The organism is Bacillales bacterium (genome assembly GCA_035700025.1).
GTDB lineage: Bacteria > Bacillota > Bacilli > Bacillales > DASSOY01 > DASSOY01.
Map to the genome: position 1 here is coordinate 21,263 of DASSOY010000027.1, position 17,036 is coordinate 38,298.

The 17,036-nt window shown below is 50.8% G+C and carries 20 protein-coding genes and 1 pseudogene; 3 read left to right on the forward strand and 18 right to left on the reverse strand.

Features of this window, described 5'->3' with window-relative positions; all coding sequences use genetic code 11:
• Window positions 1–4 precede the first annotated feature (4 nt).
• The 5 genes and pseudogenes from VFK44_04605 to VFK44_04625 form a co-directional block, all read right to left on the reverse strand.
• Window positions 5–1,687 carry an alpha-glucosidase gene (locus VFK44_04605; GenBank protein HET7627654.1) on the reverse strand — a complete coding sequence of 561 codons (1,683 nt, stop codon included), beginning with the start codon at window positions 1,685–1,687 and terminating at the stop codon, window positions 5–7.
• A gap of 52 nt (window positions 1,688–1,739) precedes the next feature.
• Entirely contained in the window at window positions 1,740–2,744 is a 1,005-nt protein-coding gene (locus VFK44_04610) for a LacI family DNA-binding transcriptional regulator (GenBank protein ID HET7627655.1), read from the reverse strand.
• A 237-nt stretch (window positions 2,745–2,981) separates the two neighbouring features.
• A pseudogene (locus tag VFK44_04615) lies at window positions 2,982–3,071 on the reverse strand (IS3 family transposase).
• Window positions 3,067–4,644 carry a DHA2 family efflux MFS transporter permease subunit gene (locus VFK44_04620; GenBank protein ID HET7627656.1) on the reverse strand — a complete coding sequence of 526 codons (1,578 nt, stop codon included), beginning with the start codon at window positions 4,642–4,644 and terminating at the stop codon, window positions 3,067–3,069. The pseudogene VFK44_04615 and the gene VFK44_04620 overlap by 5 nt, the downstream one beginning before the upstream one ends.
• Window positions 4,634–5,098: a MarR family transcriptional regulator gene (locus VFK44_04625; protein ID HET7627657.1), complete on the reverse strand. Its 465-nt coding sequence runs from the start codon at window positions 5,096–5,098 to the stop codon at window positions 4,634–4,636. The genes VFK44_04620 and VFK44_04625 overlap by 11 nt, the downstream gene beginning before the upstream one ends.
• Before the next feature lie 194 nt (window positions 5,099–5,292).
• Between VFK44_04625 and VFK44_04630 the strand changes: the two genes are divergently transcribed.
• Window positions 5,293–5,571 carry an acylphosphatase gene (locus VFK44_04630; protein HET7627658.1) on the forward strand — a complete coding sequence of 93 codons (279 nt, stop codon included), beginning with the start codon at window positions 5,293–5,295 and terminating at the stop codon, window positions 5,569–5,571.
• Between the two features lie 86 nt (window positions 5,572–5,657).
• Window positions 5,658–6,311: a glycoside hydrolase domain-containing protein gene (locus tag VFK44_04635; protein HET7627659.1), complete on the forward strand. Its 654-nt coding sequence runs from the start codon at window positions 5,658–5,660 to the stop codon at window positions 6,309–6,311.
• Between the two features lie 166 nt (window positions 6,312–6,477).
• On the opposite strand, the gene gluQRS is transcribed toward VFK44_04635, so the two are convergent.
• The 5 genes from gluQRS to VFK44_04660 all read right to left on the reverse strand — a co-directional run bounded on the left by gluQRS (window position 6,478) and on the right by VFK44_04660 (window position 12,569).
• The gene (gene gluQRS / locus VFK44_04640; protein HET7627660.1) at window positions 6,478–7,437 is read right to left on the reverse strand and encodes a tRNA glutamyl-Q(34) synthetase GluQRS; all 960 of its coding nucleotides are present in this window, start codon (window positions 7,435–7,437) and stop codon (window positions 6,478–6,480) included.
• 69 nt (window positions 7,438–7,506) lie between these two features.
• Window positions 7,507–7,719, reverse strand: a complete 213-nt coding sequence (locus VFK44_04645; protein ID HET7627661.1) for a hypothetical protein — start codon at window positions 7,717–7,719, stop codon at window positions 7,507–7,509.
• A gap of 420 nt (window positions 7,720–8,139) precedes the next feature.
• Window positions 8,140–9,204, reverse strand: coding sequence for an acyl-CoA desaturase (locus VFK44_04650; protein HET7627662.1), 1,065 nt, complete (start codon window positions 9,202–9,204; stop codon window positions 8,140–8,142).
• Window positions 9,205–9,478: 274 nt separating this feature from the next.
• A complete protein-coding gene (locus VFK44_04655; protein HET7627663.1) occupies window positions 9,479–11,758 on the reverse strand; it encodes an ATP-dependent DNA helicase in 2,280 nt (759 codons plus the stop codon).
• Window positions 11,759–11,810: 52 nt separating this feature from the next.
• Window positions 11,811–12,569, reverse strand: a complete 759-nt coding sequence (locus VFK44_04660; GenBank protein ID HET7627664.1) for a methyltransferase domain-containing protein — start codon at window positions 12,567–12,569, stop codon at window positions 11,811–11,813.
• A gap of 106 nt (window positions 12,570–12,675) precedes the next feature.
• Between VFK44_04660 and VFK44_04665 the strand changes: the two genes are divergently transcribed.
• Window positions 12,676–13,014 carry a DUF1360 domain-containing protein gene (locus VFK44_04665; GenBank protein HET7627665.1) on the forward strand — a complete coding sequence of 113 codons (339 nt, stop codon included), beginning with the start codon at window positions 12,676–12,678 and terminating at the stop codon, window positions 13,012–13,014.
• 186 nt (window positions 13,015–13,200) lie between these two features.
• Here the strand turns inward: VFK44_04665 and VFK44_04670 are convergent, their stop codons facing one another.
• From VFK44_04670 to VFK44_04705, 8 genes are all read right to left on the reverse strand, one after another.
• A complete protein-coding gene (locus tag VFK44_04670) occupies window positions 13,201–13,737 on the reverse strand; it encodes an AAA family ATPase (protein HET7627666.1) in 537 nt (178 codons plus the stop codon).
• Window positions 13,737–14,252, reverse strand: coding sequence for a GNAT family N-acetyltransferase (locus tag VFK44_04675; GenBank protein ID HET7627667.1), 516 nt, complete (start codon window positions 14,250–14,252; stop codon window positions 13,737–13,739). Before VFK44_04675 ends, VFK44_04670 begins: the two co-directional genes overlap by 1 nt.
• 35 nt (window positions 14,253–14,287) lie before the next feature.
• Window positions 14,288–14,866 carry a YdeI/OmpD-associated family protein gene (locus VFK44_04680; protein ID HET7627668.1) on the reverse strand — a complete coding sequence of 193 codons (579 nt, stop codon included), beginning with the start codon at window positions 14,864–14,866 and terminating at the stop codon, window positions 14,288–14,290.
• Entirely contained in the window at window positions 14,859–15,140 is a 282-nt protein-coding gene (locus VFK44_04685; GenBank protein HET7627669.1) for a hypothetical protein, read from the reverse strand. The genes VFK44_04680 and VFK44_04685 overlap by 8 nt, the downstream gene beginning before the upstream one ends.
• Complete coding sequence (locus VFK44_04690) at window positions 15,137–15,418, reverse strand: NUDIX domain-containing protein (protein ID HET7627670.1); 282 nt, start codon at window positions 15,416–15,418, stop codon at window positions 15,137–15,139. Before VFK44_04690 ends, VFK44_04685 begins: the two co-directional genes overlap by 4 nt.
• Before the next feature lie 13 nt (window positions 15,419–15,431).
• The gene (locus VFK44_04695) at window positions 15,432–16,037 is read right to left on the reverse strand and encodes an FMN-binding negative transcriptional regulator (GenBank protein HET7627671.1); all 606 of its coding nucleotides are present in this window, start codon (window positions 16,035–16,037) and stop codon (window positions 15,432–15,434) included.
• Between the two features lie 51 nt (window positions 16,038–16,088).
• Window positions 16,089–16,583, reverse strand: a complete 495-nt coding sequence (locus VFK44_04700) for a DinB family protein (protein HET7627672.1) — start codon at window positions 16,581–16,583, stop codon at window positions 16,089–16,091.
• A gap of 97 nt (window positions 16,584–16,680) precedes the next feature.
• Window positions 16,681–16,824, reverse strand: coding sequence for a lmo0937 family membrane protein (locus tag VFK44_04705; protein ID HET7627673.1), 144 nt, complete (start codon window positions 16,822–16,824; stop codon window positions 16,681–16,683).
• Between the last annotated feature and the right edge of the window lie 212 nt (window positions 16,825–17,036).

A 17,036-nucleotide genomic window follows, 5' to 3' on the forward strand; every position in this document is an offset into this window, starting at 1 on the left:
TTATTTATTTTGGAAAGTAATAAACAAATGCTTCATACGGCTCTACATGACCATCGACACGGCTGCTGCCTGCTTCTTGATTCGTAATGAGCAGCTCCCCGTTTTCCACTGAAAGTCGTTCCGGCCATTGAAAAACGCGAGATTGGTCCGAAAAATTACAAACGACCAGAAGCGTCTCATCCCCTAAAGTTCGCTTATAAGCATATATATGCTCGTCATCTTCGGCCAACATCTCATAGCGTCCGTAAACTATGACGTCATACGTTTTACGCAGCTCAATCAATTTTTTATAAAATTGAAAGACCGACCCAGGTTGGTTCCGCTGTTCCTCGACGTTAATATATTTGTAATTCGGGTTTACGCTGATCCAAGGTTCTCCGACGGTGAATCCGGCATGCGCCGCGCCGCTCCATTGCATCGGAGTTCTCGCGTTGTCTCTGCTTCGCGCCTTTATGCCGCTCATCATTTCCTCGACACTCATTTGATCGCTCTCGACAAACTCTCGGTAGCTGTTCAACGTTTCGATGTCGCGGTAATCCTCAATCGAATCGAACGCCGCATTCGTCATTCCGATTTCCTCACCTTGGTAAATATACGGAGTGCCTTTCAGCATATGAAGGCAAACCGCCAACATTTTCGCTGACTTTTCCCGATATTGTGGACTGTCATTGCCAAATCGCGATACTGCTCGCGGCTGGTCGTGATTGCTCCAATACAAGCTGTTCCAACCATCTTCCTCCAAGCCTTCCTGCCATTTGCTGAATATCTTTTTCAAATCGGTGAGTTTCCACGGTCCGTCATTCCATTTTCCGTCCGGACCATCACCGAGACCGACATGGTCAAAATGAAACACCATATGCAATTCATTGCGATTTTCGCCGGTATACCGCTTGGCTTCCTCAACGGAAACCCCCGGCATTTCGCCAACTGTGATAATGTTGTATTTTGATAACACTTTATCGTTCATTTCTTGTAAAAACTCGTGAATTCTCGGCCCGTTCATGAAAAACTCGCTGCCGTCTCCGTAAGCATTCCCTTCATGAATCGGTCCGTCTGGAAAACGTTGATCTTTCGAAATGAAATTGATAACATCCATCCGGAATCCGTCAATTCCCTTATCCAGCCACCATTTCATCGTCTCGTAAACTTTCTCTCGAAGGGAAGAATTTTCCCAATTTAAATCTGGCTGCTTTCGACTAAACAAATGAAGATAATATTGCCCGGAAGCCTTATCGTATTCCCAGGCCGAACCTTTGAACGCTGCCTCCCAATTGTTTGGCGGACCGCCGTCCTTCGAATCTTTCCATATGTAAAAATCTCGCTTTGGAGCGTCCTTTGATTGTCTTGATTCAATAAACCACGCATGTTCGTCCGACGTATGGTTCACGACAAGATCCATCATGATTTTCAAGTTTCGGCGATGGGCTTCCTCGAGCAATGAATCAAAGTCTTGCATATTGCCAAACTCAGCCATAATCGCTTGATAATCACGAATATCATATCCGTTGTCGTCGTTCGGAGAATCATAGACCGGCGACAACCAAATCACATCCACTCCTAGCTCGCGCAAATGGTCGAGCTTTTGAATAATGCCTTGCAAATCGCCAATGCCGTCGCCGTCAGCATCCATAAAGCTGCGTGGATAAATTTGATAAACAACGGCTTCCTTCCACCAATATTTTTTCATTTACATCCACCTTTTTTTATGACGTAAACGTTTACGTTAAAGGCCAAAATTTTTACCGCGCACGTACCGATTCTCTTTCGACAATATGATGACGCATGATCACGCTTTCAACGCCTTCGCCGGTTTGAATCATTTTCAACAAAAGTTCTGCCGATTTGCTTCCCATTTCATAGAGCGGCTGTTCAATGGTCGTCAGCGGCGGGATGCTCATTTCCGAAACCGGCAAATTATCGTAACCGATGATCGAAAGTTGCTCGGGAATCTTCACACCCATTCGATAGGCAGCCGAAATTGCTCCGACCGCCATTTCATCGCTGGCGATGACGACCGCGGTCAAATCTTTGTTTTTACGCAACAATTTCGGAAGTGCCACAACACCGTCTTTAAAACCAAAGCCGTCTGCATATTCGACGAGCGGTTCTCCGTGCGCTAAACCATTTTCCTTCAGGGCAGACTGAAAACCTTCCACACGTGGAAGTCCGGCAATTAAATCGGTTTTCGGACCGCTGATCATCCCGATTTTTTCATGCCCTTTCTTTATCAAATATTCGGTGCCGTTGTACACGGCATGCCGATCATCCACACGCACGTAAGGCAACTGATGTTTGTATGATACGGACGAAAGCAACATCACAGGAACGTTCATCTTTTGGATGATGTCATGATATTCATCTTTCATCATCTCACTCGTATAAATAATGCCGTCCACACGTTTTTCGTTCAGTACTTGCAAATACTTTTTCGTTCGAATCCCGTTGGAGGCTGTGTTGCACACAATGACGCTATGCCCCATCTCGTTGCACGCATCTTCGATGCCGTTCAATATTTCAGAAGCGAATGAATTGGAAACATCGGGAAAGAGCACGCCGATCGTTCGCGTTTTTTTCATAATCAATCCTCTGGCTACTGCATTCGGCTGATACCCTAACTCTTCAATCGCCTGCAATACTTTTTCTTTTGTCTTTGCTGAATAACCGGGCAAATCGTTCAATATTCTCGAAACCGTTGCCGTCGATACTTTTGCCTTCTTCGCCACGTCTTTAATGGTCGGGTTCATGACTGCCTCCGTGTGCACGTAAACGTTTTATTGTAAAAAACAACTATTTTAATAGTATTAGTCACTAATAACTTAAGAAATGTAAGCGTTTTTTCACGTAAACGTTTACTCTATTATCTTACGATTATGATTGTCTGTCAATAAAAAAATGGAAAACATTAGCGCAGGTGATAGAAAAACACCCGGGCGTCTTGAACTGCACCCTGTCAAGTAGACATCGAAAATAATAAAAATGGCCTAAGCGGCTTTAGCTCTATATTCCATAGGGCTAAGGCCGTTTAGTCGTTTTTGATATCGTTCATAATTATAGAAATGAATATAATCATCCTTGACTGGTAACAGCCGTCTTCGTTTGCACTTCCGTAGAATCTGCCACTGACTCTACTTCTTTCGGCGGAGCTGTCCGCTTGATGAAGAACGACAAGAGAAGGGCGAGGACGGAAAGACCCGTCGCCACGACAAAAGCATCGTTGATCCCCTGGATCGTCGCTTCTTTTATAACATGACTGATCTGTTTCTGTAGTTCCGGCGGCAATTGGGCCAGCGCCGATTTCGCGGTCGAAGCAGTCATCTCCGCCCCTTCGGGAACCGGAATGCCTTTGTCCGCCAACATCGATTTCACGTACTCTTTCGTCTGATTCGCCATGACTGTCACAAGGAACGCCGTGCCCAACGACCCGGAAACCATCCGCAGCGTGTTGGACATCGCAGTTCCGTGAGGATTCCATTTTTGCGGCAATTGATTCAAGCCGGCGGTCATGATCGGCATCATGAGCATCGACATCCCGAACATGCGAGCGGAATATAATATGATCATGTGCATATACGTGGTCGCGTCGGTCAATTGGCTGAATCCCCACGTCGTCACAACGGTGATTGACAAACCGACGACGGCGAGCCAGCGGGCGCCAATTTTATCAAAAATTTTCCCGGTAATCGGCGACATAATTCCCATTAAAATCGCCCCTGGCAACAACAATAAGCCCGATTCGAGGGGTGTAAACCCGCGGATGTTCTGCAAATAGATCGGCACCAGAATCATTCCAGCGAACATCGCCATCGTAATGATCATGTTAATGAGCGTCGTCAGCGCAAACATGTTGTACCGAAAAATCCTGAATTCAAGCATCGGCGTTTTCGACCGTAGTTGCCTGAGAATAAAAATTAACAAAGCTGCTGCACCGGTGAAAAGAGAGAGCATGACTTCCCAACTGTCCCAGCCTTTGCCTCCCGCGCTGCTAAATCCGTATAAAAAGCCGCCGAAGCCGAGCGTCGACAAAATAATGCTGATGACGTCTACTTTCGGATTCGTCAACTTCGTGACATTTTTCAGCATCAGGCTTGCAAGCACTAGATCGAGAATGGCAACCGGCAAAACAATAAAAAACAACACACGCCACGAGTAGTTTTGCACGATCCACCCGGATAAGGTCGGCCCGATTGCCGGCGCAAACACCATCGCCATGCCGACCATCCCCATGGCCGCTCCCCGTTTTTCAACCGGAAAGATCGTAAAGAACACTGTCATCATAAGCGGCATGATGATTCCGGCACCCGACGCTTGCACGATCCGTCCCACCAGCAATAATTCGAATCCCGGGGCAAGGCCGCACAACAACGTGCCGGCAGCAAACAAGATCATGGCGGTCAAAAACAGCTTGCGCGTCGAGAATTTTTCAATAAGAAAAGCAGTAACCGGAATCAACACGCCGTTCGTCAACATATAAGCAGTCGTCAACCATTGCGCCGTATTCGCCGATATTTTCAAATCGTTCATCATTTGCGGCAGCGCGACATTCATTAACGTTTGGTTCAAAATCGCAACGAAGGCACCGAGCAATAACGAGGCTATGATCGGCCCTTTCCGAATTGAGGTCTCTCTTGTCTGTTCATGCTCCATGGTCTTCCTCATCCCTTTGCTCTAATTTCGTAATCAACTGCTGATGCGTGTCAAGCAAGAGCACGAGCTGCTCATCCGGCAACTCAAGAATTTTACTGAGCCTTTTCGTTAAATAAGCATCTTCCCCGAAAGCCTCCTCCTGCTTCGCCATGCCTGCTTCCGTCAACCGCATCACAATCGTTCGCCTGTCTTCTTTCGATCGTTCCCTCACGATCAATCCCGAAGTGACCAAGCGCTCGACAACACCGCTCATCGTACTGTTCCCGAGTTGCAGATGGTCAGCCAATTCACTGAGACTGATGTCCGGCTGTTTCGACAATGTCTTTAATACCATAAGTTGCACGGCCGTGGCGTCTGACAAATCCGCCGCTTCCCTCAGCAGCTGAAACAGCGCACGGTTCAGTTTCCGAATCGATCGAAGCACCTCGTCAATTCGTTCTCTCTCCTTACCCATAACAAAACCCCTCAATCGTTCTGATTAAAATCATTCGCATCCGAAACATTCCCTTCCCAATTATACGCCCATTTGATTCATTGTCAATATCGCAACTTCCGCGGCGTGATCGCGCAGGCGGGGCTGCGATATCCGTTCGTTTAAGCAGCAAAACCTTGTTACAATAAAAGCGAAAAGAATGAGAAGAAAGGGGGATGCACGTGAGAAGAGTACATGTCGTTGTCCACGGAATCGTTCAAGGAGTCGGCTTTAGGTACTACACCGAACAACAAGCATTCTCGTATCAAATCAAAGGTTGGGTAAGAAATGTTCCCGACGGAACGGTCGAAATCGATGCCGAAGGCAACGAACGAAACGTTGAACGGTTTCTCGAAGCGGTAAAACGAGGAAGCAGGCAAGCGTCCGTATCGAAGATCGAGGTCAGCGACATCGCTGAGGCGGGCGCACACGATTCCTTTCGAATTCGCCGATGAATGCGTCATGGAAAAAAGCGAATCCCATCCTGACGCCTTTTGACATACGATATGTAGAAGTCGAGTAAAAGAAAGGTTGGAAGGATGTGCCAGCGAGAAAACTTTGGGGGGTGGACTCTGCCGCCCGTGTGACAACTGAAAGTTATCGATGCGTGGTCAACGAGTACGGAAAACCCGTATACTGGGGCCGTTACTTGCAAACCGTGCCCGGTTTCGCCGACGGGTTGACGACCGAAGAAATTCGCCTAATCCATTCGAGGGGCGTAAAGATTCTGCCGATCTACAGTAATTTCCGCAGTGCCGTCGGCTACCGTACCGGAAGGGTGACCGCGCGTAACGCGATCTATCATGCCTCCCGGCTCGGCATTCCAAAGGACACCTTCTTGTTCGCCAATATCGAAAAAGGCTTTAACGTCAACGGCGATTGGATTCGCGGTTGGGTGGACGCGCTCTATACGAGCGGCTTTCGTCCGGGAATCTATAGCGCGCCGGATCGCGCAGCGTTTAACGAAGCCTACTGCAACGCGGTTGAAAACGATGAGAAAGTAGCAGAACAAACGGTGCTTTGGAGCCAAGAACCAACGCCGGGTACGACAGCGAAAAACGAGGCCCCGCCCTTCAGACCCGCCGTTCCAAGCTGTCGAGCAAACGTATGGATTTGGCAGTACGGTGAAAATGCCCCGAATTGTCCGATCGACACGAATCTGCTCGATCCAAGGGTCCTGAACCACTTGTTTTAAAAATGACCTCAAAGGACGCGGTCGCCGGCAAACAGCCGGTGATCGTTTTTCTTCGATTGAACGAAGTTCAAGACGAATGGCGCCTAACCTGACTCGGAACACGCTGTTCGATCGCCCCAGCCAGAAAGCCGCCCCGTAAAAAAAGCGCAGGTTCCGACCCGCGCGCTTAAAACCATTTCGAAACAAATGGTTCGTCTAAGTGAATGTCATCCTCGCGAATGGTTTCGACGGTGAAATGTGACAATAACTCTTCCAGTGCCAACGATTCAGGTTGTTCAAGCAAACCGGCCAGAAAGGCAAGAATACCCATCAACCGTTGGGCAGAAACGCCGTTTTCACGAAGACGGGAGACTGTGATCCATTCTCCGTGCCGTTTGGATAACCGCTGGCCGTCCGGGCCGTAGATCAAAGGCACGTGAGCAAACTTCGGAACCGGAAGCCGCAAAGCCCGATAAAGCAAAATTTGCCGCACCGTTGAATCGAGCAAATCCGCCCCTCGGAGCACGTGAGTGATGTCCATCTCAGCGTCATCAACGACGACGGCGAGCTGATAACTCATGATCCCGTCCGCTCTTTTTACGACAAAATCCCCGCCGCTGCCGGGACTGTACGTTTGCCGGCCCATGACGGCATCATCAAAGGCAACCGGCTCGTCCGGCACCGCAAACCGGTGCGACGGCCGTTTTCCCTTCGCCCGTGCCTCCCGCTCTTTAGCACTTAAACCACGACAAAGGCCGGGGTAAGCCGGCCCGAGAGAAGATAAACCATGAGGAGCGCTCGCAAGTGTGCGCAACTCTTTGCGGCTGCAAAAACACGGGTACAGCCTCCCGGCCTTTTCCAACCGAGCAAACGCCGCTTCATACAATTGTCCCCGTTTTCCTTGCTCATAGGGACCGTAACCTCCGCCGACATCCGGACCTTCATCCCAATCGAGACCGAGCCAGCGCAAATCTTCACAAATTCGCCGATAAAACGTTGGCCGGCACCGCGGTCGATCGAGATCTTCGATCCGGAGCACGAACGTTCCTCCGTTTTTCCTTACTTGCAGCCATGCCAGCATCGCCGTCAACGCGTTTCCGATATGTAAATCTCCCGACGGCGTCGGCGCGAACCTGCCTCTCATCATGCCGCTCAACCCCAGCCTTTCGTTCCGGCCTCCATTATATCGCCGTCCCGCCGCCCATTCAAGCTTATTTTACAAGTGCAGCGCACTGTTCCCAAACGCCGCTGCTCCTCGCTCTTTGCATCCGCATGCCTCGTTCCCGTCAGCTTTTCGCCGCTTCATTGCCTCTTCCTGCTGGCGTCTTGCCATCCAGTCGACGAATCTTACCTCTTTGTCGCTCAACGGACGATTCAACTTTACCTCAAATTCCTTTCGAAATTCATTAGGTTGTGAATTCTCCCTCATTCTGCCCCTCCCGCACAATGGCTCGTTTTTCTTCTAGAAGATTGTGAATTTCTTATCGCAAACCGGACATGCGCTCTTCCGAACCATCCGAGCAGGTATCTGCCGCACGCTTGCAGTTATTCGATTGACCTTATATCTACATCAATATAGAGAAAAGCGAACGGCGATCCATTCGCAAATGATCCGGTGACCCATTTGTCCGAAATGCTTCGGACCGATTGTAATGAAAACCCTAGCTGAACAGAAAAATGAATTTGAATGTTTAGACAACAATGGTTGCATCGAAGGTTTCATTCATACACTACGTGTTCATTATAACAAAATTTAGGAAGGTGAAGAAAGTGTCTTCCAAATAAATAGTTCAAAAGTAACGAAAAAACGAATCCCCCCGTCGAACGAAACGGAAGGATCCGGTACAAGTTAAGCACGCTCTTTTTTCAATCGCTTGCGGAAGCGAATGTTTGAAGGATTCAACCCATGCCCCAACGAACCGTACAAGCGCCCTTGATGCGGATCGATCAGCTCGCTCCCTTCAAAATATACCCGCGGCGTCCGCCATAACGCCTTCAACGCTTTGCCCATCGGCATTTCATGATACCGGTCGGGCCATTTTTGCTTGATCAACTGCTTTACGAGCGGATAGTATTTTGCGCTCATCCCCGGAAACAAATGATGTTCCGTATGATACGAGAAGTTGAAATGGAGCACGTCAACCCATTTCGGAAGCGTTACGGACAAGCTGTTTGCAAGCGGATCGTTGACCGGAACGAGAGGGTTGAGCCGGTGGTTTGTGGAAATGTAGCACATCACGATAAAATTGGCTATGAGCAACGGCAAAAAATAAGCAAAAAACCATTTTTCAAAGCCGATCGCGAACAACAACGCGAACCAAACCGTCCACGGTAAAATAAACTGCAGCCACACTTTTTTCCGGTCCTCCGCTTTAAATTGCCGCAAATAAGTCGCGAACATTCGTGTCGAATGCATAGAAAACGTCACCGACAACGAACAAAACGAGAGAAACGAGCGTATCGGAAACGGCATCTTGTAAACGAAACGCAAAAACTTGCTCTTCACCCAAATCTTCATGGACGGCCAAGAATCCGGATCATGTTCTTCATGCTGCGTATGTTTATGATGGTTGCTGTTATGCCACATCCGCCAGAGACGCGGGCCCGTGCTTAACGGAAAGAAAGCAACGGCACCGAGAAAATCGCGCCATTTCCGGTTGCGCAAAACCGCGCCATGCAAAATTTCATGTCCTAAAAAACCCATGCCCGTAAAACAAAAACCGAGCACGATCGCCAGCACGAGATTGATCCAAGGACCAAGCTCGAAAAGGATAATCGACGCCATTACAGACATCGTAACAAGCAAGTAAGCAAGTCCGCCCCAAAGACGTCCGGGAACCGGACGGAACGCCTGCTTTGGCAGATGCGGGGCAATCTTTCCCGCATACCACCCAAACGAATGCAAATCCTTCATGCAACGAAATCTCCTTTGTTGAGCAAAAATTAAAGACCTGCCTCGTTTTAAGCGCAGGTCCTAATCCCTAAAACGTTTGTTTAATTGTAACACACAACGCCGTTACAAATCTGTGAAAGGTACAATTGTCAAACTTTCCTGTCGTTGACAGATGACTGTCCGCTCATCAAGCAATTTCTCACACTGATTAAGACGACGATCAAAACGAGCGAGCCGATGATCGACCACATGTTTTTGTCCACTGTTCCCTTTTGTTTCATTTTAGCATAAAAAATCAGCGCAGCACGGTGAAATCCCGCCATTCGGGCGGAAGCAGCGATTGATATTTCCGCTGTAAAAAACGATCGTCGATCAAAACGACGATGCCGTGATCGTCCTCAGAGCGAATCAAGCGGCCGCCGGCCTGCAAAACCTTCGTCATGCCGGGAAACACGTACGCATAATCATAGCCGTTCTTGCCTTCCTGTTGAAAGTGAGACTTAATAATGTCGCGCTCCAAACCGATTTGCGGCAAGCCGACACCAACGACAAATACCCCGTTCAGCCGGTCTCCCTTCAAGTCGACCCCTTCGGAAAAAACACCGCCCAAAACCGCAAAACCGATGAGCGTCTCCGCCTTTTGCGATTGAAATTTCGATAAAAATTCATCCCGATCCGCTTCCGACATGTTTGGGTCTTGCACGAGGGTCGAAACATCCGGGTAAGCCTCCGAGAAAGCATCATACACGTTGTACAAATAGTGATAAGAAGGAAAAAACACGAGATGGTTGCCCGGATGCCGTTCGGTAAGCTCATGAATCGATTGCACAATCGCAGGCAATGTTTGCTCACGGTCGCGAAATCGCGTCGAGTGCGGAAGCACGTACACTTGCACGTTTTCCGGCGGGAAAGGCGACGGAATTTCGATAAAATAATCGTCAGCATCGCCCCCGAGCATATCCGTATAATAGCCGGCCGGCACAAGCGTTGCCGAAAAATACACCTTCGCGCGGTAATTCTTCCCCGCCTTCTGCAGCAAATGCGACGGATCCAAACAAAACAGCTTCACGTGCACGTCGCTCCGCTCCGCTTCCACGTACGTCACGTAACGCTCGTCGTACAATTTGGCCACTTTCACAAACCCGTGCGCGGCAAAATACACATCGAGCAAGAGCGCATCGCCATTTTGCTTCAAGAGCTCTTTTTCAGCGGCCGCAATAAACCCGTCGAGCAGCGATACGAGCTCTTCATCAAGCTCCTTCACGCTTTCGCCCGCATGCTGCTTCTTCATGAAAAGCAAATGATCGTTCACCGCTTTCGCGGCCTCACGCACATCCCCGCGAAACTCACGTTTCACGGCCAAGAAATCCGCCTTCCGCAGCGACGCGGAAAACATCTCCCGCGCGCGGTCGACCAAGTTGTGCGCCTCGTCGATCAACAGCACCGTGCGGCGCTTCTCCTCCTCGTACAGCCGGTTCAACGACACGCGCGGGTCGAACAAGTAGTTGTAGTCGCAGATGACCGCGTCGGCCGCGTACGACAAGTCGAGCGAAAACTCGAACGGACACACGGTATGCTTCCTCGCGTACCGCTCGATCACGTCCCGTGTCATCCGCGTTTCGTTCTCCAAAATATCGCTCACCGCATCGTTGATGCGGTCATAGTACCCATCGGCGAATTCGCAATGCTCCTTCGTGCAAATCGTCTCCTCCTTGAAGCACACCTTCTGCTTCGCCGTAATCGTCGTCGACCGCATGCACAAGCCTTTCGCCTCCAGGAGCGCCAGCGTTTCCTCGGCGTTCTCCTTCGTCGTCGACTTCGCCGTCAAATAGAAAAGGCGTTCCGCCTTTCCTTCACCCATCGCCTTCACCGCCGGAAACACCGTGGACACGGTTTTCCCGGTTCCCGTCGGCGCGTTCGCGAATAAATTTTTTTCCTCGTCAATCGTCCGATAGACCGCGCCGGCAAACTTGCGCTGGCCTTTTCGGTACGCCTCAAACGGAAACGGCAAATCCACGATGCTCTCGCGCCGCTTCTCCTTCAGCTCATGCACCAACATCGCAAAAGGCGCGTACCCTTTCACCATTTCCATCACAAATTCGCTGAGCGCCGCAAAGCTGAACGTCTTCCGAAACGTCCGCCGTTCATCACTTTCCGTATGCACATACGTCAATTGAACGATCATCTCCGAGCGATCGTTCTCCCCCGCATACATATACGCATAAAACTGTGCTTGCGCCCAGTGCACCGGATACGAATCTTCCTCGATGTCCTCCAGCGTGCCCGCCTTCGATTTGATTTCATCGATGACGACATCCTCACCTTCGAACAAAATGCCGTCCGCGCGGCCGTCCACCGAAAAAACAAACTCTTCGTATGTCAGCTCCGTTTGCAAATAAACTTCCTTCAAGTCGGCCTCAGCGTACGTTTTTTGAACGCGTTGATGTGCCCGCGTACCTTCCGTAAGCGAGCTCGCCGCCCGAAACCGCGAATCGATGCTTCCGCTCCGGTGCACGTATTCCACGAGCGACCGGACCGATTCCCTTATCGTCGTCACATGCATCACCAAAATCATTGTACCATTAAAACATTCACTTTGAGCCGCCGGTTCCCGTCAAAACTGCCAGCTATTCAGCCTGAATGATAAACCGATTTTGTCTTACCTCGAAATAACCGTGCTCCTTGATCGAAAGGTGGATATCATACAATTTTTCCAGATAATCCTCGACCTTAAAACCGCCGGGAATTTGCCACGGAATCGCCTTCAAATAATACACGAGCGCCCCGATATCGTAAAACCGCTGCACCGGGGAATGTTTTTGAAAGTCGACAACCCGAAAGCCATGATCTTTCAGCTCATTGACGGCATATTCCAAGTTCCAATGAATGAATTCGTCGTTAAAAGGCGCCCCGAGCCGCTCATTGATGTCATGGCAATCATTTCCCCCAACTTGCTGCGTAATAAAAGTACCGCCGTCTTCCAAAACCCTTCGCACTTCTGCAGCCGAATAAGATTCGTGACGATTGATGATCAAATCAAACGGATCGTCTTCAAAAGGAAGCTTTTCATCTTCATACACTTGAAAAACCTCGACGCCAAGTGGTTCAAGCCATCCCTTCGCAATCGGAACATTCGGGGCATACCCTTCCGTCGCACAAACGCGCGCAGGCAACGGCCGCAATTTCGATAAAAATTCTCCCCCGCCGGTCCCCATGTCGAGCATGCTGTTCGCCTTTGGCAAGGAAGCACTCACGATACTGCCGTAAGACCAGGGAAGCATCCCGGACTGAACTCGGTCCGTTTCTGTCAAAAAAGAAAAATCCCAACCTGAGAACCTTTCATTCGCATCCTTCAACAAACTAAGAAACTCAACATCGTATTTCATCGCGGCCTCCTCAACAGCAATTTTTCGTAAAAAAACTAGCGCCAACACAATCAAACGGATATGTACATACGTATAATGATACAAGTTCTCGACAGGGGGGTGAACGATGGGTAATGGTTCCTGGCTGGATTTTCTCGTCCTCATACTCGCTTCCTTTCGATTGACGCATCTCGTCGTCTACGACGACATTACGGCTTTCCTGAGAAAACCGTTCTTGACAATCCATGAGGAAACGGACGAGGCGGGAAACGTGAGTGAACGCGTGGAAGTGAAAGGAAGCGGCTTGAAAAATTGGCTCGGGCGGCTGCTCGCTTGTCATTGGTGTGCGGGCGTTTGGTCGGGGGCATGCCTCGTTTTGCTTTATTGGTTCGTCCCGCAAATGTATCCGCTCCTGCTCATTCTTGCCGTGGCGGGGGCTGCCGCGATCATTGAATCACGTCTCTAACCGCCGTTCGAGGAGGTGAAGGCAAAATGAACCGGAAAGCGACGCACAGAAGCAAGGGAGGGTGCGGCTGCGGAAAGAAAAGACGAATGGTACCAGCGAGACCAAGCAAACCGCTGCGTACGATCACAAATCGGAACACGGACTAGTACGCCAAAAACGGCTTCGCGCAACAGCGGCCGTTTTTTTTTATAAAATTTTCCCTTCCAAAGGCGCTCGCCGCAAAATTTCGTCGACCGTTTCCTCTGCCGTCAGCCTCGTCGAATCCAACCAAAGCCCGCGTTTTTCCGTTTCTTCGTGAAGCACACGGTTCAACTGCTCGATCGCGAACCGCCCGTACCCGGTTTTGCCACGCCTGGCTTCACGCCTGGCAACCTCAGCGGCGTCCGGACAAAGCACTGTCAAATACAAGGGACGCGCCGAAATGAGTTGCAACATTTCATTCAACATCGGGCCGATGATGACATCTTGCAAAACGACAGAAAACCCTGCCGTAAAATACGTTTCCGCCGACGACGCCGCCAATTGATACCGCAGCCGCAGCTGCTTGAACGCCTCCGCCGACGCCTCGGCCGCCATTTCCTCCCGGCCTGAGACGATCATTTTCCGAAACACATCCCCGCGCACATGCACCGATTTCTCCAACCGCTCGGCCAGCAACTGGCCGACCGTCGATTTCCCTGACGCCATAATTCCCGTAATCAAATAGAGTGCCGGCGTATCCATCACTCGTCCTCCTTTCGAATCGCGTAAAGCGCCAATCGCCGCCCCCACTTCTCTACCGTCCGTTCAAACGTCATCCCGATTCGCTTCGCCACGCGTATCGACCGCTCATTTGCCGGCGCGATCAGCGAAACCAACCGCTCAAACCCGAGTTCCCTGAACCCGTATGCCTTACACGCGTTTGCCCCTTCCGTCGCCAACCCTTTTCCCCAATGCTCCCTCACAAACAAATAGCCGATCTCAACTTCCTGAATGCCTTCCACTTCCTGCAATACGAGCCCGACCTGGCCGGCGAATGCGCCGCTCGCTTTCCATTCGGCGCTCCATAAACCGATGCCGAACTTCCGGTAGCTCTCCAAGTTCCAGCGAATCCACCGCACCGTTTCCTCGCGATTTTTCGTTGACGGATAATGCTTCATCGCGATCGGATCTGAAAATATCCGCTGCAGCCGTTCCACGTCACCCATATGTAATTTCCGCAAGTGCATGCGTTCCGTGCTCAAAACAATGTCTTTCACACTTTCACCTCAAAATATCACGGTTGCTTTTGGCATCACTGATGGATCTTCTCTCCACGCTCCAGCATCTCCACATATTTCTCGATCCGCTTCCGCCTCGTCTCCGCCCGCTTCGCGCTCCCAACCCTGTACAGCACCGCATAGCGGTTCGCGCTGTCCAGCGTCTCAAAAAACGCCTTCGCCTTCGGCCGCGCCGCTAACGCGGCCGCCAAATCCTCCGGCACCTCCGCGCGGCTTTGCGGTGCATACGCCTGCACCCAGCGCCCGCTCGCTTTCGCCGCCTCCACCGCCGCAACGCCTGACGGCTTCATGCGCCCGGCGGCCAGCAGCTCCTCCGCTTTCACTTTGTTCACTTCCGACCAGACGCTGTCGCGTCCGCGCGGCGTGAATCGCTGCAGCCAGAGCTGCTCATCGTACGCTTTTTTCTGGCTGTCGATCCAGCCATAACAAAGCGCACTTTCCACCGCTTCCGCATACGTCACGGTCTCGACACATGAGCCTTTCTTCGCGATCTGCAGCCAAATGCCGTCGGAGACGGCATGGTTTTCCTCCAGCCAGGCCTCAAACGCCAGTTGGTCTTCGACGAGCAGCAACGGCAGTTCTTTTTTAGCCAATGTCGGTTCCCCTCCTATAAGCATCCGCGAGCTTGTATAATTCAGCAATATCCTGGCGGTCCTCGGCTTCAAACCGGCGCACCGCCTCATCGAGCCTCACCTTTTCCACCGCAATGACTTGCTCGCCGTCTTCAGGATTCGACGGCTCCGCAACAAGATCTACCTCACCAACTCCAACTAGGCGTACAAAATGGGGATGAGGGATATGCGGTTTATAAGGTTGATCCGCGGTTGACGTACAATCGAATTGGCCAATCAGCTCGAAAGATTTCAACTCGCCGCCAGTTCCTCCATCATTTCCCGACGAAGCGTCTCACGATAATGCTCCCCTGCCTCAAGCGTTCCGCCCGGCAGCTCCCCATCGCCATCTGCGATTTGGAACACAACGTAATCCTCACCGGAATACGGGATGATGCTTACATTGCTGACAATTTGCTCGTCAATCGAAGCATCTTCGCGCAACAAACGAAACCTGGCTTGCACGACACCCCACTTCACTACTGTAGACAATGCCGGATACCCTTTTTCCCAGAACGGTTCCCGCCCCCTCATTCGCTCACTCCTCTTACATCTGCTCCCTCATCATCCGCGCCAGCGCCAGCGCATCCTCGCTTCCGATCTTCTCCAGCTCGTGTGCGACCCGCTCACGCCGCTCTTTCGGATGGTTTTGGTTCAATTTCCATTTGCCTTCGAGTTCATCGATGCGGAGTCGAAAACCGACAACGCCGCCAAGCATCCGCTCAATGTAACGTTCGTTCGTCTCATCGATGTGGTACGCGCTTTCCGGGGATTCATAAAACGAAACCATCCGATTCATGATCTCCATCATCTCTTCCGTATCCGAAACGCGCTCCAAACGCCCGCGCACATGCACCGTCACGTAGTCCCATGTCGGTACAGACCGATTCGTTTCGTACCAAGAGGACGAAACATAATGATGCGGCCCTTGAAAGACGGCTAACACCTCTTGATCCCAAATGTCCCGCCATTGCGGATTCGCCTTGGCAAAATGCGCAAGCAAGCAGCCGCTCTCGCGATCGACGAGAAACGGCAAATGCGTCGCCTCCGGGCGCCCGTCATGGTTGGAAAACAATACCCCGAAACTATGCTCCTCAATAAACGACAAAAGAACGTCCTCATCCGCCACTTTGAAATGCCTCGGCAAGTACATGCGTAACCTCTTTCCCCTAAATTTGTACCCCATATTTTTGGTTCATTTTTTTTATAATCGAACCATGTCATCCGGCGTAATCAAGTCAGTATCGATCGGCACATAACCGAGCTGCCGCCCGATTTGCACGATTTGCCCCTTATGATGAAACTCGTGCGTGATCGTCTGCGTGAACAACCAGAGCACCGAGAGCACTTCAGGAACCTCATGCCCCGGCAGCGGACGACGCAACAATTCACCCGGCCGATCCCCGAATGTTTTCAAAAACGTTTCGACGAGCGCGTCCACCTCCTTGAACAAAGCTTTCATTTCCGGCAAACCGGCAATCTCTTCCCCTTTGACGACAGGGGCGTCCCATTCCAGCGCGTATCTCCCCAGCCACGCCTGGTAACAACCGGCGATGTGCGCATGCAAGTTTCGAATCGACCCCCAGCCGACCTGTTCGAGCTCCTTAACGTAATCTTCCGGCGAAATGCGTTCACAGTACAAGAAAAGCCGTTCCCGCGTCTGACGAATCAAGTCATATTGACTATTCAACACCGACATTGGTCATCCCTCCTAGTAAGTTCAGTCTATTACAAAAAATCGCAGAAGAAAAAAGAAATCCGCCCTTGAGCGGAAAAATCACTCAAGGACGGCACGTTCACGGCCTTCGACCGCGGGCCAGTTGGACAATCAACACGATGAGAGCGATCACGAGCAACAAGTGAATGAGCCCGCCGCCGATGTGAATCGTAAACCCAAACAACCATAAGATAATAAGGACAATAATGATAAACCAGAGCATCACTTTCCTCCTCGAGGTATGGCGTATTGCCTATAAAATACCCGAAATTCCGGGAACGAAACCTGGTTAGGATTAGGTAAAATTGACGCCGCAATCACCGACGGCTACCCGAGGTACTCCGCATCAAGCGCCCGCTCCGCGGCCTTGTTTTGCTCCCTCCGTACAGCATACGCTTGCGCGTTCCTCCTAGAACTGACGACCTTGGCGAGCTT

Coding starts and splice junctions, on each gene's coding strand:
- VFK44_04605 (HET7627654.1), bottom strand. CDS start 1,687: ATGAAAAAATATTGGTGGAAGGAAGCCGTTGTTTATCAAATTTATCCA.
- VFK44_04610 (HET7627655.1), bottom strand. CDS start 2,744: ATGAACCCGACCATTAAAGACGTGGCGAAGAAGGCAAAAGTATCGACG.
- VFK44_04620 (HET7627656.1), bottom strand. CDS start 4,644: ATGGAGCATGAACAGACAAGAGAGACCTCAATTCGGAAAGGGCCGATC.
- VFK44_04625 (HET7627657.1), bottom strand. CDS start 5,098: ATGGGTAAGGAGAGAGAACGAATTGACGAGGTGCTTCGATCGATTCGG.
- VFK44_04630 (HET7627658.1), top strand. CDS start 5,293: ATGCACGTGAGAAGAGTACATGTCGTTGTCCACGGAATCGTTCAAGGA.
- gluQRS (HET7627660.1), bottom strand. CDS start 7,437: ATGATGAGAGGCAGGTTCGCGCCGACGCCGTCGGGAGATTTACATATC.
- VFK44_04645 (HET7627661.1), bottom strand. CDS start 7,719: ATGAGGGAGAATTCACAACCTAATGAATTTCGAAAGGAATTTGAGGTA.
- VFK44_04650 (HET7627662.1), bottom strand. CDS start 9,204: ATGAAGGATTTGCATTCGTTTGGGTGGTATGCGGGAAAGATTGCCCCG.
- VFK44_04655 (HET7627663.1), bottom strand. CDS start 11,758: ATGATTTTGGTGATGCATGTGACGACGATAAGGGAATCGGTCCGGTCG.
- VFK44_04660 (HET7627664.1), bottom strand. CDS start 12,569: ATGAAATACGATGTTGAGTTTCTTAGTTTGTTGAAGGATGCGAATGAA.
- VFK44_04665 (HET7627665.1), top strand. CDS start 12,676: ATGGGTAATGGTTCCTGGCTGGATTTTCTCGTCCTCATACTCGCTTCC.
- VFK44_04670 (HET7627666.1), bottom strand. CDS start 13,737: ATGGATACGCCGGCACTCTATTTGATTACGGGAATTATGGCGTCAGGG.
- VFK44_04690 (HET7627670.1), bottom strand. CDS start 15,418: ATGAGGGGGCGGGAACCGTTCTGGGAAAAAGGGTATCCGGCATTGTCT.
- VFK44_04695 (HET7627671.1), bottom strand. CDS start 16,037: ATGTACTTGCCGAGGCATTTCAAAGTGGCGGATGAGGACGTTCTTTTG.
- VFK44_04700 (HET7627672.1), bottom strand. CDS start 16,583: ATGTCGGTGTTGAATAGTCAATATGACTTGATTCGTCAGACGCGGGAA.
- VFK44_04705 (HET7627673.1), bottom strand. CDS start 16,824: ATGCTCTGGTTTATCATTATTGTCCTTATTATCTTATGGTTGTTTGGG.